The 13,485-nt window shown below is 66.3% G+C and carries 15 protein-coding genes; 5 read left to right on the top strand and 10 right to left on the bottom strand.

From position 1 onward, the window contains the following. Both A9J21_RS17740 and A9J21_RS17745 read right to left on the bottom strand, forming a co-directional pair. Positions 1–1,255: mechanosensitive ion channel family protein (locus A9J21_RS17740; RefSeq protein ID WP_066737982.1), on the bottom strand; the 1,255-nt coding region annotated here is incomplete at its 3' end. Between the two features lie 104 nt (positions 1,256–1,359). Then, on the bottom strand, positions 1,360–1,677 hold the full coding sequence (locus tag A9J21_RS17745) for a multidrug efflux SMR transporter (RefSeq protein WP_066737984.1): 318 nt from the start codon (positions 1,675–1,677) through the stop codon (positions 1,360–1,362). 108 nt (positions 1,678–1,785) lie between these two features. Here A9J21_RS17745 and A9J21_RS17750 point away from each other — a divergent pair, with 108 nt between their 5' ends. After that, positions 1,786–2,679, top strand: coding sequence for a LysR family transcriptional regulator (locus A9J21_RS17750; protein ID WP_066737986.1), 894 nt, complete (start codon positions 1,786–1,788; stop codon positions 2,677–2,679). A gap of 39 nt (positions 2,680–2,718) precedes the next feature. On the opposite strand, the gene A9J21_RS17755 is transcribed toward A9J21_RS17750, so the two are convergent. Next, positions 2,719–3,909 carry an HD-GYP domain-containing protein gene (locus tag A9J21_RS17755; RefSeq protein WP_066737988.1) on the bottom strand — a complete coding sequence of 397 codons (1,191 nt, stop codon included), beginning with the start codon at positions 3,907–3,909 and terminating at the stop codon, positions 2,719–2,721. 492 nt (positions 3,910–4,401) lie between these two features. On the opposite strand from A9J21_RS17755, the gene A9J21_RS17760 reads away from it, so the two are divergent. Next, the gene (locus A9J21_RS17760) at positions 4,402–5,499 is read left to right on the top strand and encodes a J domain-containing protein (RefSeq protein WP_066738896.1); all 1,098 of its coding nucleotides are present in this window, start codon (positions 4,402–4,404) and stop codon (positions 5,497–5,499) included. Positions 5,500–5,614: 115 nt separating this feature from the next. Here the strand turns inward: A9J21_RS17760 and A9J21_RS17765 are convergent, their stop codons facing one another. The 7 genes from A9J21_RS17765 to mltG all read right to left on the bottom strand — a co-directional run bounded on the left by A9J21_RS17765 (position 5,615) and on the right by mltG (position 10,988). Next, the gene (locus A9J21_RS17765; protein WP_066737991.1) at positions 5,615–6,358 is read right to left on the bottom strand and encodes an ankyrin repeat domain-containing protein; all 744 of its coding nucleotides are present in this window, start codon (positions 6,356–6,358) and stop codon (positions 5,615–5,617) included. Further along, positions 6,351–7,148, bottom strand: a complete 798-nt coding sequence (locus A9J21_RS17770) for a TatD family hydrolase (RefSeq protein WP_066737993.1) — start codon at positions 7,146–7,148, stop codon at positions 6,351–6,353. Before A9J21_RS17770 ends, A9J21_RS17765 begins: the two co-directional genes overlap by 8 nt. Before the next feature lie 16 nt (positions 7,149–7,164). After that, entirely contained in the window at positions 7,165–7,674 is a 510-nt protein-coding gene (locus tag A9J21_RS17775) for a GNAT family N-acetyltransferase (RefSeq protein ID WP_066737999.1), read from the bottom strand. A gap of 43 nt (positions 7,675–7,717) precedes the next feature. After that, on the bottom strand, positions 7,718–8,137 hold the full coding sequence (locus A9J21_RS17780) for a PilZ domain-containing protein (RefSeq protein ID WP_066738001.1): 420 nt from the start codon (positions 8,135–8,137) through the stop codon (positions 7,718–7,720). Positions 8,138–8,265: 128 nt separating this feature from the next. After that, positions 8,266–9,297: a DNA polymerase III subunit delta' gene (locus A9J21_RS17785; RefSeq protein ID WP_066738003.1), complete on the bottom strand. Its 1,032-nt coding sequence runs from the start codon at positions 9,295–9,297 to the stop codon at positions 8,266–8,268. Between the two features lie 85 nt (positions 9,298–9,382). Further along, entirely contained in the window at positions 9,383–9,985 is a 603-nt protein-coding gene (gene tmk, locus A9J21_RS17790) for a dTMP kinase (RefSeq protein WP_066738005.1), read from the bottom strand. A 4-nt stretch (positions 9,986–9,989) separates the two neighbouring features. Then, a complete protein-coding gene (gene mltG, locus A9J21_RS17795; RefSeq protein WP_066738007.1) occupies positions 9,990–10,988 on the bottom strand; it encodes an endolytic transglycosylase MltG in 999 nt (332 codons plus the stop codon). Positions 10,989–11,240: 252 nt separating this feature from the next. Between mltG and A9J21_RS17800 the strand changes: the two genes are divergently transcribed. From A9J21_RS17800 to A9J21_RS17810, 3 genes are all read left to right on the top strand, one after another. Then, on the top strand, positions 11,241–12,251 hold the full coding sequence (locus tag A9J21_RS17800) for a folate-binding protein YgfZ (protein ID WP_066738009.1): 1,011 nt from the start codon (positions 11,241–11,243) through the stop codon (positions 12,249–12,251). Between the two features lie 19 nt (positions 12,252–12,270). Then, the gene (locus A9J21_RS17805) at positions 12,271–12,561 is read left to right on the top strand and encodes a DUF4936 family protein (protein ID WP_066738011.1); all 291 of its coding nucleotides are present in this window, start codon (positions 12,271–12,273) and stop codon (positions 12,559–12,561) included. Between the two features lie 63 nt (positions 12,562–12,624). Continuing rightward, positions 12,625–13,482, top strand: coding sequence for an NRDE family protein (locus tag A9J21_RS17810; RefSeq protein WP_066738013.1), 858 nt, complete (start codon positions 12,625–12,627; stop codon positions 13,480–13,482). Positions 13,483–13,485 lie beyond the last annotated feature (3 nt).

Raw genomic sequence — 13,485 nt, forward strand, 5'->3', positions numbered from 1 at the left:
CATGCGCGCCGCGTGGCGAATCGCGCAGCCCGCTCAAATCCGCCCCCGAAGGCGCCTGGTACAGGCGCAGGCCCAGTTCCGGCAGGATCGCAAACAGGTGGTCGAAGATGTCGCCCTGGATGCGCTCGTAGTCCATCCAGCCCGTGCGCGTGCTGAAACAGTAGACCTCGATCGGAATGCCCTGCGAGTCTGGCTCCATCATGCGCAGGTTCAGCAACAGGTCGCGGTGGATATCGGGGTGCGCCCGGAGGAACGCGATGCCATAGGCGCGGAACGTGCCCAGATTGGTCAGGCGCCGGCGGTTCACGGGATCGGTGTCCTGCCCCTGCAACGCGCGGTTGGTCTGCTCCACTTCCTGCTGCTTGACCTCCAGATAGTCGTGCAGCAGCCGGAAGCGCATCAGCGCCTTCACTTCGGTATCGTCCAGGAACCGTACCGACGTGGCGTCGATGCGCAGCGTGCGCTTGATGCGGCGCGCGCCGGACTCGAACATGTGCCGGTAGTTGCGGTAGCTCTCGGAGAACAGCTTGTAGGTCGGCACCGTGGTCACGGTGTTGTCCCAGTTCTTGACCTTGACCGTGTGCAGCGCGATATCCATCACGAAGCCGTCGGCGTTGGACTGCGGCATCTCGATCCAGTCGCCGATGCGCAGCATGTCATTCGATGTGAGTTGCGTGCTGGCCACCAGCGACAGCAGCGTGTCCTTGAACACCAGCAGCAGCACCGCCGACAGCGCACCGATACCGGACAGCATCCAGAGCGGCGAGCGGTCGATCAGGATCGACAGCACCAGCACGCCGCACACCAGCCACAGCGCCAGCTGGGCAATCTGCACATAGCCCTTGATCGACCGCGTCTGCGCGCGGCGGCTGTTGGCGAAGACGGTCTGCCAGGCACCGAGCACGCCTGACAGCATCAGGAAAACGCTGACCCACGTGCCGGCATGCGCCAGCCGCTCGATCAGGATCGAGAACTTGCCAAGGTCCGGCACCTGGCTGATGCCGACCGTGATCACGGCCAGGAACACCGCGTAGCCAAGCCGCCGGTAAGTGCGATGGCGCATCAGCGCGGCCGCCCATTCGCGGTTGCCCGACAGGCTCAGCACACGATAGACCACACGGCCCACCACACGGGCCACCAGCCATTGCGCGACGGCGGCAATCAGCGCCAGCGCCAGCACATATAGCGAGATCTGCGCCCACGGATGGGCGGGAATGCGTTGCTGGAACAGATCCAGCAGGGCGTCAAATGTCATCAAGGCAATGCAAGGAGATTCGGTTCGGAACAGCCGACAAGTCTACTAGCCATGCGTCCCGGCGCCACACTTTGTATGCCTGACCCTGCAAATTCGGATTTGTCTTACGCCGGCAGCAGCTTCAGCCCGCCAATGCCGACGAAGATCAGCGCCATCAGCAACAGCCGCGCCGGCGACGCGCTTTCGCCCAGGAACACGATGCCGATCAGCGTCACGCCGATGGCCCCGATGCCGGTCCACACCGCATAGGCGGTGCCCACGGGCAGATGCCGCAGCGCCGCGCTGAGCAGGTAGATGCTGGCCAGCGCCGCGCCAATGCCCAGCAGCGTCGGCCCCGGACGCGTCCAGCCGTCGGTGTGCTTCAGGGCCAGCGCCATTACGATCTCGATCAGTCCCGCCACGACCAGCAGCGTCCACGCCATGTTGCTCTCCTCGCATCGGGCAACCCCGGTTGCCCTTCCTGGAGCCACACTGTAGGCTCTGCAGATTGGCATAACCATTCGCACAAATCGCGGAAAGGCAATGCAAAAATGCAGGAGGCAGATTGGGACGACCTGCGCGTTTTCCTGGCCGTAAGCCGGCGCGGGTCTTTGGCGGCGGCGGCGCGGGCGCTGCGGGTCAATCATTCCACCGTGTTGCGGCGGCTGAACAAGCTTGAGGAAGACCTTGGCACGCGGCTGTTTTCGCGCGATCTGGGCGGCTATGTGATAACCCCGGCCGGTGAAACGCTGGCCGGGCAACTCGATGGCGTGGGCGAACAGATCGATGCCGCGCAACGCGTGCTGGCCGGGCGCGACACCGAACTGAGCGGGCCGCTGCGCGTGACCACCACCGATACCCTCGCCTACGGCCTGCTGATGCCGGTTCTGGCCGATTTCCGGGTCCGGCATCCCGGCATCGAGTTGCAGGTGGTGATCCACAACACCTTCCTGAACCTGACCCGCCGCGAGGCCGACGTGGCCGTGCGCCCGGCTGCGGCACCGCCCGAGCACCTGCTGGGCCGGCACGCAGGACGGCTGCAGACCGCGCCCTATGCGTCGCGCGACTATCTGCAGCGGATGGAAGCGCCCGCCCAGGCGCACTGGGCCGGCCATTGGTGGGTGTTGCCGGACGACAGCCTCGCGCACCTGGCGCAGGCGCGCTGGGCGCTTGCCAACGTGGCCGCCGACCGCTGCGCGGTGCGTGCCGACAGCCTGGTCGCCATGGCGCAGGCCGTGCGGCTCGGCATGGGCGCGGGCATGCTGCTATGTATGCTGGGCGACGCCGATGCATCGCTGGTGCGCCTGGCCGAGCCGGAGCCCGCGCTCGACACCCCGCTCTGGCTGCTGACCCATCCGGATCTGCGCCATAGCGCACGTGTGCGCGCCTTCAACGACTTCGTAACCGACGCGCTGCGGCAGTCGCCGTGGGTGCTCCAGGACTGAAGCACCCACCGTGCGTTGCCGCGCCCTGCCCTGCGCGACCTACCTTGCGTGCGGCGCGTACATCGCCATCAGCTGGTCGTCGCTGAAGCCCCATTGGCGAGCGTCCTCGAACGCAATCACCGTATCGTCGGCCTGGGTCAGGTCCAGCACCTCGGGCGGCAACGGCTTGGCGTCGGTCACCGAGTAGAACACCATCACGCGCGGCCGCAGCGGCTCGCCTTCGTTCTGGCCGCAGACCACCGCCAGCCGGCCCGAGCGCAGCCGCAACACGGTGCCCAGCGGGTAGATGCCGATGGTGCGCGTAAACGCCTTGAACACGCGGCGGTCGAACAGCGTATCGACGCGTACCGCGATGTATTCCATGGCACGCGCCGGCGACCACGCCAGGTGGTTCGGGCGCGGCGAGGTCAGCGAATCGTAGGTGTCGCAGATGGCCGCGATCTTGGCGTGGACGCTGATCTCGTGCTCCAGCAACCCGAACGGATAGCCGCGCCCGTCCACCCGTTCATGATGGTGGACGCAGACATCGAGCGGAATGTTGGTATAGAGCCGCGCCTCGTTCAGTATCCGGTAGCCGGCCGACGGATGGCGGCGCATCTGCTCCGCTTCGGACGGCGACAGGTCGCCGCCCTTCATCAGCAGCGATTCGGGCAGCGTCAGCTTGCCGATATCGTGTACCAGCCCTGCCAGCCCGAGTTCGCGCACCTCGCCGTCGGGCAGCTTGAGGTTGCGGCCCACGGCGATCATCAGCGCGCAGACCGAGAACGAATGCAGGTACGTGTAGTCGTCCTTGACCTTGAGCCGGGCCATCGCCAGCAGCGCCTGGGAATGGCGCGACAGCGATGTCGAGGCCGAATCCACCAGCAGCAGCGCGCCGTTGGTTTCCAGCGCGCGGCCCATGCGGACGTCGTTGAACAGGTTGCCGACCAGCGCGCGGCCGGTCTTGATCAGCTCGCGCGCGCGCTCCAGTTCGTCCTCGAAGCTCGCTTCCGGATCGTCGGTGGCGTCGTCGGCCTCCATCATGTCCGGCGCCGCCGGTGTCGGCAGGTTCCGGCCCTTGAGGATGTCGATCCAGACGTCCTGCACGTTGGCGGACTGGATCTGCTCCACCTGCTCGTCGCTGGTGACCAGAAAACGCGATCGCCAGAACGGATGGTTGATCCACGGCCCGCCCAGCCTTGCCACGAACATGCCAATCTGCAGCTGTTCCGCCTTGATTCTTCTCAGCATGCAATCGCCCCTATCAAATGGCGCACGAAGCCCATGCCTCGCGTACCCGTTCAAGCGGGGCTCTGGTCGGGCCGGCCCCTTGCTCTGATTCTTATCGTTGGCCGCCATTATCGGCAGGCTGCCGGATTTCTTTAGTGTTTTCTGTTCGGACGCCGATTCCGCGGCATCTGCCCGATCCCACGCCACCTGCTCTTCGCCAGGCAGACGGTTGGTGCAAGGCCGCATTTGCGCGCCGACGGACAGCATGCCAAAAGTCAGACCCATCCAGACCATGTTGCCCCAAAAAACAACACCAGCGGCCACGGCGCGATGCGCACGACCATCGCGCCGCCGGGCGGGCGGCCTGGCTGCTTTGTTCGGCACCCCGCAGACCCCATCCCCCGGTTGCGTGAAACTTGTCGGCGCCAGGCCTGGCCTGCGCGTTCAGGCTTGATATTCGCGGCGAATTGCCGTTATCTGTTGTCGACCACCGCCATTGCGTCTTTCTGCTTGATGCACACCCACTACGACAACCTCAAGGTTTCACGTGACGCCCCGACCGAAGTGATCCGGGCCGCCTACAAATCCTTGAGCCAGAAATATCATCCCGACCGGCACGCGGACAGCGAGGAAGCCAATCGCATCATGCGGCTGCTGAACGCGGCCTACGAGGTGCTGAGCGACCCGGAACGCCGGGCCGAGCACGACCAGTGGATCATTGCCGAAGAAAAGCGCGAGGCCGAGCGGACGCTACGGCAGGCGCAGGCCCAGCGCGCATCGGCGGCCCAGGCCCAACGCCAGGCCGCGCAGCGTCAGCAGGCCGCGCGCCAGTCGGCCGCCCGCCCGGCGCAGCAGGCCCGAGCCGCCGAGCCGGAGCCTGCCGACGCGCCGCCGTTCCGTTCACGCAAGGCACGTCCGGAACGGCAGGAGCGCCAGGAACGCACCCGCCGCGCCGCCCGCGAGCGCGGCGCCGACGGTCCCGCCGTGCCGCTGCCGAAATATGGATCGATCGCACTCTATGCCGCCATCGGCGCGATCATCGTCATCATGCTTGGAGACTGGTCGGGCCCCGGAGAGGCGACGGCCAGCGGTACCGATGCCCGCCCAGTGCCCGCCAGCGCGGCGCAGGCGCAGGCGCCCGCATTGGTCAGGACTGTGTCGCCGGGCGTGCAGCTCGCCAGCCGCGAGCGCGGCTATACCCGGCCGTCGATGACGCCGCGCGGCATGCCATGGCCCGATCATTCGGGCTACCTGCCGGGGTATCCGGTACTGAACGGGAATGGGTTGTCGACGCTGACGGTGGACAATTCGGGAAGCGCGTCCGACGTGCTGCTGAAACTGGTGGCCGTCGACGGCAATGCGCCGCTGCCGGTGCGCACCAGCTTTGTGCGCGGCGGTTCGTCGTTCACGATGGAGAATATTTCGCCCGGCGCCTACGACCTGCGCTACCAGAGCCTGGATTCCGGCGAGATCTTCCGCTCGGAACGCTTCGATCTCTCGGAAGTCCGCGAGGCAGCGGGCACCAGTGCCAATCGCAATGTCTTCAAGCTGTACGCGGTGCCGGGTGGCACGTCGCGCTCGGTGACAATCTCCGAGCGCGAATTTCCCTGAGGCGGAGCCGGGGCTGGACACCGGCTCGGGCGGCCCTGCACGCGATGGCGGCAGGGCTCAAGACTTCAAAGACCTCTGCAGGCCCAGGTAGAGACCTTTTAGGCCTCGGTAGACCTTAGTAGGCCTTGGGCTGCGGCTGGCTGTTCGGCGCCACATAGGGCTTCGGCTTGGGTGCCGGAGCCGGCACATTGCCGTAAAGTTTCTGCCAGCGGGACTTCAGGCCGTCGGCGATTTCCTTCTGGTTGTACTGCTCGGCGAAGTCGACCACCGTCATGCCTTGCTGGTTCTTCAGGCGCATGTCCGCACCTTCGTCCAGCAACAGCTTGACCGTCTCGATATGCCCGCCACGCGCCGCCATCATCAGCGGCGTGGTGCCATTGGGGCTCTCGGCGTCCAGATAGGCGGCATGGTCGACCAGGTACTTGACCACGTCGTTGTGCCCGTTCGTCGCGGCGTAGTGCAGCGGCGCCCAGCCCTTCTTGTTGACCTCGGCCTCTTCGCCATCGACCATCAGCTTGATCATGTCGAGATCGCCATTGAGCGCCGCCATCATCAGCGCGTTCTCGCCGGCCGGGTTGGTCTTGTCGAAGTCGATGTTCTTGGCCTTGATCAGCGCCGTGGCCGCCTTCTTCGACTTTTCGCGCAGCGCCACCACCAGCATCGGATTGCCGCGGTTATCCACCAGGTTGGGGTCCACGCCCTTGGCCAGCAGCTTCTGCACGGTATTGCCGTCGTCGAATTCCACGGCCTTGCGCATGTCATCGGCCGGTGCAGCCTGCACCAGCGCGCAGCCGGACATCGCCGTCAGGCCTACCAGGGCCATTGCCGATGCCAGGCGTCGAATCTTGATATCAAGCATGAGAATTCCTGTCTATGTGCTTGAAAAGACGAAAGAAGTTATCCGTCGTCTGCTCTGCCACGGCCTCCACGGGCACGTCGCGCAGCCTGGCGATGAATTCGCCCACATGGCGAACCCAGGCCGGCTCGTTGGTCTTGCCGCGATACGGCACCGGCGCCAGATACGGCGAATCGGTTTCGATCAGCATGCGGTCCAGCGGCACCTTCTTCGCGGTTTCCTGCAGGTCTGCCGCGCTCTTGAACGTGACGATGCCCGAGAACGAGATGTAGAAACCTTCGTCAAGCGCCTGCTTCGCAATGTCCCAGGTCTCGGTAAAGCAGTGCATGACACCGCCGGCCTCGCGCGCATTTTCCTCTCGCATCAGGCGGATCGTGTCGTCGGCCGACGACCGGGTATGGATGATCAGCGGCTTGCCGGTCTGGCGCGCGGCGCGGATATGGGTGCGGAAACGTTCCCGCTGCCATTCCATGTCATCGACACTGCGGCCATTGAGCCGGTAGTAGTCCAGGCCGGTCTCGCCGGTGCCCACCACGCGCGGATGGGCGGACAGCGTCACCAGCCGCTCCAGCGTCGGCTCTTCGGCATCTTCCTCGTAGTCGGGATGCACACCCACCGACGCGTAGAGGTTGGGGTGCTGCTCGGCCAGCGCCAGCACGCGCGGAAAATCCTCCAGCGTCACGGAAATGCACAGCGCATGCGTGACCTGGTTGGTCTTCATGTTTTCCAGCAGCTGGGGCAGACGCTGCGCCAGTTCCGGAAAATCGATATGGCAGTGGGAATCGACAAACATGGTGCGTACTCCGCGCTCAGCCCAGGCGGCGGCCCAGGATGACGAGGTCGCGCTCGACCCCATCCAGTACGGCCACGCGCGGCAGGTCGCCCCAGCGCGAGAAGCCGTGGCGCTCGAACAGGGCCAGGCTCGGTGCGTTGTGGCCGAAGATAAAGCCCAGCAGCGTGTTGACGCCCACCCGGGGTGCATGCGCGATGGCCTGTTCCAGCAGGAAGCGGCCCAGGCCCTTGCCACGGAAGTCCTCGTGCAGGTAGATCGAGACTTCGGCGGTGGCGCCATACGCCGGGCGGCCGTAGAAATCCGAAAAGCTGACCCAGCCGGCCATGCGGCCATCGGCGGCTTCGCATACCCAGAGCGGGCGGCGTTCGGGCAGGTGCGCCGCAAACCACGCCTCGCGCGAAGCCACGGACACCGGCTCCGTATCGGCCGTCACCATGCGCGACGGCACGGTACTGTTGTAGATGTCGACGATGCCAGCCAGGTCGTCACGCGTCGCCAGACGCACCGCAAAACCGCTATTACTCATAAAAACAGACACTTGCGAAGCAAGCTTCGCATCTCGCATGAGGTTACAAGGTCTGCGTGGGCCGCCCCGATTCGATGGTCTTGCCCAGCAGTTCTTCCACCGCGCGCTTGAGCGCACGGCCATTGTCGTCGTCCGGCAGATGCACGCCCACACCAGGGGTCTTCATCGGCGTGCCAGCCGGCGTGATCCAGGCAACAGTGCCCTGCACCTGGTATTTCTGCGGCCGGTCCAGCAAGGAAAGCACCAGGAAGACCTGCTCGCCCAGCCGGAACGGGCGGTTCGACGGCACGAAGATGCCGCCGCGTGCCAGGAACGGCATATAGGCGCCGTAGAGCCCGGCCTGGTCCTTGATCGACAGCGACAGCACATTCGGCCGCTGCGGCGCGCCACCTGTGGCGGGCCCCGCCGGATTGACTGGCGCGGCTGGCGCTGGACGCGCCGGCATCGTGACTGGTGCATTCATGTTTGACCCCTGCAGTGCTTTGCCCGCTTGGGCGGGCTATGGAATATGGGAAATGCGTGGCTCGACTTTTACCACGTGTGCCCATCGATGCCTATGTTTTTGGCTTCGCCCTGCCGGTTTTGTCGCTTTCAGCGGAACAATTGCCGGTAATCGAGAAAAACCGATTCCATGACCAGCCGCGCCGCCAATGGGTGGTTCTCGCTGCGCCGGTGGTTGACCAGCCGGGCGGCAAACCCCTGCAGCCGATGGGCGTCGGTGGCACCGGCGCAGCGTCCCAGCGCCGCCTGCTCCTTCGGAAAATAGCGCACGGCGCCCGTGCCCAGGCTCAGCGCCAGCAGGTCGTAGGTCCAGCGCTGCAGCACGCCCAGCACGGCCGGGACCGGCAGCTTCTGCAGTTGCTCGGCCGCCGCCAGCGGATCGAACGCGGCGCCGGCGCCCAGCTGGCCCACCAGCAAGCGCTGCAGCGGCTGCTCTTCGGCTTCGGCGGCATGCAGCGCGGTCAGCGGCGCGCCGCCCGACAGCGCCAGTTGCGCCTCGACATCGGCCACGCCCTGGCTGCGCAGCCATTCCAGCGCGGCGGCCTGGGTCGGGCGCGTGACCGAGAACTGGCGGCAGCGCGACAGGATCGTCGGCAGCACGCGGTCGATCCGGTCTGTGACCAGCAGGAACACGGTTGACGGCGGCGGCTCTTCCAGCGTCTTGAGCAGCGCGTTGGCGCCCTCGGTCTGCAATGCGTCGAGCGGGTAGACCACCACCACGCGCAGGCCCGCCCGATGGGTACCCACGCCCACCGCCTCGATCAGCCCGCGCACCTGCTCCATGCGGATGATCTTGCTGGGCGCTTTCTTCTTGCTGCTACTGCTACTGCTGCTGCCACCTTCGCCGTCGCCATCGGCATCGCCCGCGCCAGCTTCCAGCGCTTCGGGCCGCACCACGGTGAAATCGGGGTGATTGCCCTGGCTGAACCAGTGGCAGGCGCCGCAGGTGTTGCAGGGCTGACCATCGGCCACCGGGGATTCGCACAGCAGGCCCTGGGCGAAATGCAGCGCCAGGTCGCGCTTGCCGATGCCTTGCTGCCCATGCAGCAGCAGCGCGTGCGGCAGCCGGTCGCGCAGCGCGGCCAGCCGTTGCCAGTCTTCTCGTTGCCAGGGATAAAGCATGCAGATCAGTCAGTTAGCGCGATCGTCTCATGTATTGTCCGAGCCTTGCCCGGCAACATCAGCGCGCGCATATATATTCGATAAATCAAAGACTTGAGATGATTTCCTCAAGCGTGACGCGAATTTCTTCGATCGAGCGCGTGGCGTCGATCACGCGGAAGCGCCCCGGCGCCTCGGCGGCCCGGCGCAGGTACTCGGCACGGGTCCGTTCGAAGAAGGCACGCGATTCGGCCTCGAACTTGTCTGGCTCGCGCGCATTGGCCAGGCGTTGTGCCGCCGTCTCCAGCGGTACGTCGAACAGCAGCGTCAGGTCCGGCTGCAGATCGCCCTGCACCCACTGCTCCAGCACTTCCAGCCGCTCGCGCGGCAGGCCGCGCCCGCCGCCCTGGTAGGCAAAGGTGGCATCGGTGAAACGGTCGGAAATCACCCAGTCGCCACGCGCCAGCGCGGGCTCGATGACGTCGGCAATATGCTCGCGGCGAGCCGCGAACATCAGCAGCGCCTCGGTTTCGAGGTCCATCTTCCGGTGCAGCAGCAGGCCGCGCAGGTCTTCGCCCAGCGGCGTGCCGCCCGGCTCGCGGGTCGTGACAACGGTGGCGCGTTCGCGCAGGCGGCCGGCTACCCATTCGATATGGGTGCTCTTGCCGGCGCCGTCGATGCCTTCAAAGGTGATGAATCTGCCGCGCATGAATTCAGGGCTTTCCGCGCTGGTACTTGTCGACCGCGCGATTATGTTCGGGGAGTGAGCTGGAAAAATGGCTGCTGCCGTCGCCACGGGCCACGAAGTACAGCGCATCGGAGGGCGCCGGCGTGGTGGCCGCGGCCAGCGAGGCCAGTCCTGGCAACGCGATCGGGGTCGGCGGCAGGCCGGTCCGGGTGTACGTATTGTAAGGGGTGTCCGACAGCAGATCCTTCTTGCGCAGGTTGCCGTCGAAGGTCGGGCCGATGCCATAGATCACGGTCGGATCGGTCTGCAGCATCATGTTCTTGCGCAGCCGGTTGACGAACACGGCGGCAATCAGCGGCCGCTCGGCAGCCTGGCCGGTTTCCTTCTCGACGATCGACGCCATGACCAGCGCCTCGTACGGCGACTTGTATGGCAGGTCGGGCGAGCGGGCGTTCCAGGCGTCGTTCAGGCGCTTCTGCATGGCCCGGTAGGCATGCTTGTAGAGTTCGACGTCGCTGCTGCCACGCGCGAACAGGTAGGTATCGGGAAAGAACATACCCTCCGGCGACGCCTCGGCCGCGCCGATCGCCTTCATCAATTCGGCATCGGACATGTTCTGGGTGTCGTGCTTCAGGGCCGGATTGGCGTCCACGGCCGCCCGCATCTTGCGGAATTCCCAGCCTTCGATCACGGTGACCACATAGTGCGTGACCTCACCCTTGGCGAGCTTTTCGATCACATCGAGCGGCGTCACGCCGGTTTCGAACTGATAGCCGCCCGCCTTGAGTTCGGCGGCGTGGCCCGTGACGCGGGCCAGCAACTGGAACAGGCGCGGGTCCATGCCCACGCCGCCGCGCTGGATCTGGCGGCCAACGCTCGCCACGGCGGAATTCGGCTTGATGATGACTTCGACGGGGGATGCGGACAGGCTCAGCGGCTGGCGGGCCCACCAGGCAAAGCCGCCGGCGGCAGCCATGGCAAAGACCAGCAACACCCCGACCAGGCGCAGGAACAGACGTTTCATGGAGTAAGAATAAAGACCGGCCGCCATGCCCCCGCCGGCGGGTCGGGATCATTGGAGCGGCCGGCCGGAATGGCGACAGGCCCATATAATACCGGGAGCCTTGTGCCCGATGTGTCACCGAGCGTTACGCAGCGGCCTGCAGTGTCGATTGCGTGCCGCGCCGGTATCGTGATCGCGCCTGCACCGCCATACGTTGTGTTCTGCACTTGTGCCCCCAATTCATCCATCCACACGTTTTCCAGGACCGTCCGCATGTCCGCCACTGAATTCCCGCCCCTCGCCGACAGCTTCGCCGCCCTGCCCGCCGCCGCTATCGTGACCGCGCCCGCCGGCCTGGGCCTGATCCGCGTGGCCGGCGACGATGCCGCCAGTTTCCTGCATACCCAGCTGACCAATGCCGTGGAAGACCTGACCGCCGATGCGGCGCGGCTGGCCGGCTACTGCTCGCCCAAGGGTCGCCTGATGGCCAGCTTCCTGGCGTGGCGCGATGCCGAAGGCATCGTGCTGCAACTGTCGGCCGACATCCAGCCGGCCATCCAGAAGCGCCTGACCATGTTCGTGCTGCGCGCCAAGGCCAGGCTGTCTGACCTGTCCGCCACGCACCGCGTGCTGGGCGTGGCCGGCGCCGGTGCCGAAACCGCGCTGCGCCAGGCTGGCCTGCCCGCGCCGCAAGGCCCGCTGGCCGTGGCGCATGCCGATGGCGTGACCGTGATCCGCCTGGCCGACGCCGAAGGTGAAGCGCGCTGGCAAATCGTGGCCGCCGCCGACCGCGCCGATGCACTGCAACAGACGCTGGGCGCCACGCTGGCGGCGGCCGCCCCGGCGTTCTGGGACTGGCTCGACATTGGCGCGGGCATCCCGCGCATCACGGCCCCCACGCAAGAGCAGTTCGTGCCGCAGATGATCAACTTCGAACTGGTGGGCGGCGTGAACTTCCGCAAGGGCTGCTATCCCGGCCAGGAAGTGGTGGCGCGCAGCCAGTATCGCGGCACGCTCAAGCGCCGCATGTGGCGCGTGCAGGGCGAAGGCGCGGTGCCCGCCGCCGCCGCCGAGATTTTCCGCCCCGAGGACCCGGAACAGCCGTGCGGCATGATCGTCAATGCCGCGGCGTCGCCGCTGGGCGGCTGGGACGGCCTGGCCGAACTGAAGATCGACGCCGCCGCCGGCGCGCTGCACCTGGGCGCCGCCACCGGGCCGGCACTGGTCACGCGTGCGCTGCCGTACGAAGTACCGCTGCCGAACGAGGCCGAAGCGGCCAGCTGAACGCCACGGGAACTCTGCCATGAGCGATCATCTCTACGTCTACTTCAAGGTACCCGATGCGCACGCGGCGGACGCGCTGCCGCACTGGCACCGCTGGATGGAAACGGTCGCCGAGGCGACCGGGATTGGTGGTACGCTGATGCGCAGGCCCGAGACCCGCGCGGGCCTGCAGACGTGGATGGAGTGTTACGCCGATGTGCCGCCCGCGTTCGATGCCACGCTCGACGGGCTGTGGCGCCAGAGCGGGCTGGCGCAGTGGATCAGCGGCGAGCGGATGGCCGAACGGTTCATCGACCTGGACGTGCTCTGACCGTGCAGGTCGCATTCACAACGGCATGGCAAGACGGTAGCAAGCAGTAAGAGGAAGCCCCCCATGTGTCTGATACTGGTGGCCTGGCAATCGCACCCGGACTATGCCCTGGTGGTAGCTGGCAACCGCGACGAATTCTATGCCCGCCCGGCGGCGGCCGCGCACTGGTGGCACGATGCCCACGAAGTGCTGGGCGGTCGCGACCTGGCGGAGGTGATTGGCGATGCCGGCACGTGGATGGGCGTCTCCAACGCCGAATCGCCTGAATGGCCGGATGATTCGCGCGCCCGTTTCGCGGCGCTGACCAATTACCGCGCGCCTTCCGAAAAACGTACCGATGCGCGCTCGCGCGGCGAACTGGTATCGCATTTCCTGCGCGGCAACCAGACGCCCGACGAATACCTGCACGACCTGGCCCGCGCGCCCGGCGCGTACAACGGCTTCAACCTGCTCGCCAGCGATCTGCACGATCTCTGGTGGTATAGCAACCGGTCCAAATCGCGCCAGCCGCAGAAGCTCAAGCCGGGCCTGTATGGCCTGTCCAACGCGCTGCTCGATACGCCCTGGCCCAAGGTGCGCAGCCGTGTGGGCGCGCTGTGCGAGGTGCTGGCCGCCGACCGCGGACAGCTAGGATCGGACCCCGAGCCGTACCTGCAACTGCTGGCCGATGAAAAGCAGGCGCCGGACTGGGAACTGCCGAGTACCGGCGTGGCACCCGAATGGGAAAAGCTGCTGTCGTCGGCGTTTATCCGATCGCCCAACTACGGCACGCGCGCCAGCACCATACTGCGCGTGCGGCACGATGGCCGCTTCGATTTTGTCGAGCGCAGCTTCGACGCCGACGGCCAGACCGGCGAGGTGTCATACCAGGGCCGCCTGAACGTGGCCCGCGATACCGGAACCGTGCCGGCGCCACGCTAATCG

The organism is Cupriavidus sp. D384 (assembly GCF_001652915.1).
Lineage (GTDB): Bacteria > Pseudomonadota > Gammaproteobacteria > Burkholderiales > Burkholderiaceae > Cupriavidus.

Bases quoted from the DNA above. Each gene is read 5' to 3' on its own strand.
- A9J21_RS17745 (WP_066737984.1), bottom strand. From the start codon at position 1,677: ATGGCGTGGACGCTGCTGGTCGTGGCGGGACTGATCGAGATCGTAATG.
- A9J21_RS17750 (WP_066737986.1), top strand. From the start codon at position 1,786: ATGCAGGAGGCAGATTGGGACGACCTGCGCGTTTTCCTGGCCGTAAGC.
- A9J21_RS17755 (WP_066737988.1), bottom strand. From the start codon at position 3,909: ATGCTGAGAAGAATCAAGGCGGAACAGCTGCAGATTGGCATGTTCGTG.
- A9J21_RS17760 (WP_066738896.1), top strand. From the start codon at position 4,402: ATGCACACCCACTACGACAACCTCAAGGTTTCACGTGACGCCCCGACC.
- A9J21_RS17765 (WP_066737991.1), bottom strand. From the start codon at position 6,358: ATGCTTGATATCAAGATTCGACGCCTGGCATCGGCAATGGCCCTGGTA.
- A9J21_RS17770 (WP_066737993.1), bottom strand. From the start codon at position 7,148: ATGTTTGTCGATTCCCACTGCCATATCGATTTTCCGGAACTGGCGCAG.
- A9J21_RS17775 (WP_066737999.1), bottom strand. From the start codon at position 7,674: ATGAGTAATAGCGGTTTTGCGGTGCGTCTGGCGACGCGTGACGACCTG.
- A9J21_RS17780 (WP_066738001.1), bottom strand. From the start codon at position 8,137: ATGAATGCACCAGTCACGATGCCGGCGCGTCCAGCGCCAGCCGCGCCA.
- A9J21_RS17785 (WP_066738003.1), bottom strand. From the start codon at position 9,297: ATGCTTTATCCCTGGCAACGAGAAGACTGGCAACGGCTGGCCGCGCTG.
- tmk (WP_066738005.1), bottom strand. From the start codon at position 9,985: ATGCGCGGCAGATTCATCACCTTTGAAGGCATCGACGGCGCCGGCAAG.
- mltG (WP_066738007.1), bottom strand. From the start codon at position 10,988: ATGAAACGTCTGTTCCTGCGCCTGGTCGGGGTGTTGCTGGTCTTTGCC.
- A9J21_RS17800 (WP_066738009.1), top strand. From the start codon at position 11,241: ATGTCCGCCACTGAATTCCCGCCCCTCGCCGACAGCTTCGCCGCCCTG.
- A9J21_RS17805 (WP_066738011.1), top strand. From the start codon at position 12,271: ATGAGCGATCATCTCTACGTCTACTTCAAGGTACCCGATGCGCACGCG.
- A9J21_RS17810 (WP_066738013.1), top strand. From the start codon at position 12,625: ATGTGTCTGATACTGGTGGCCTGGCAATCGCACCCGGACTATGCCCTG.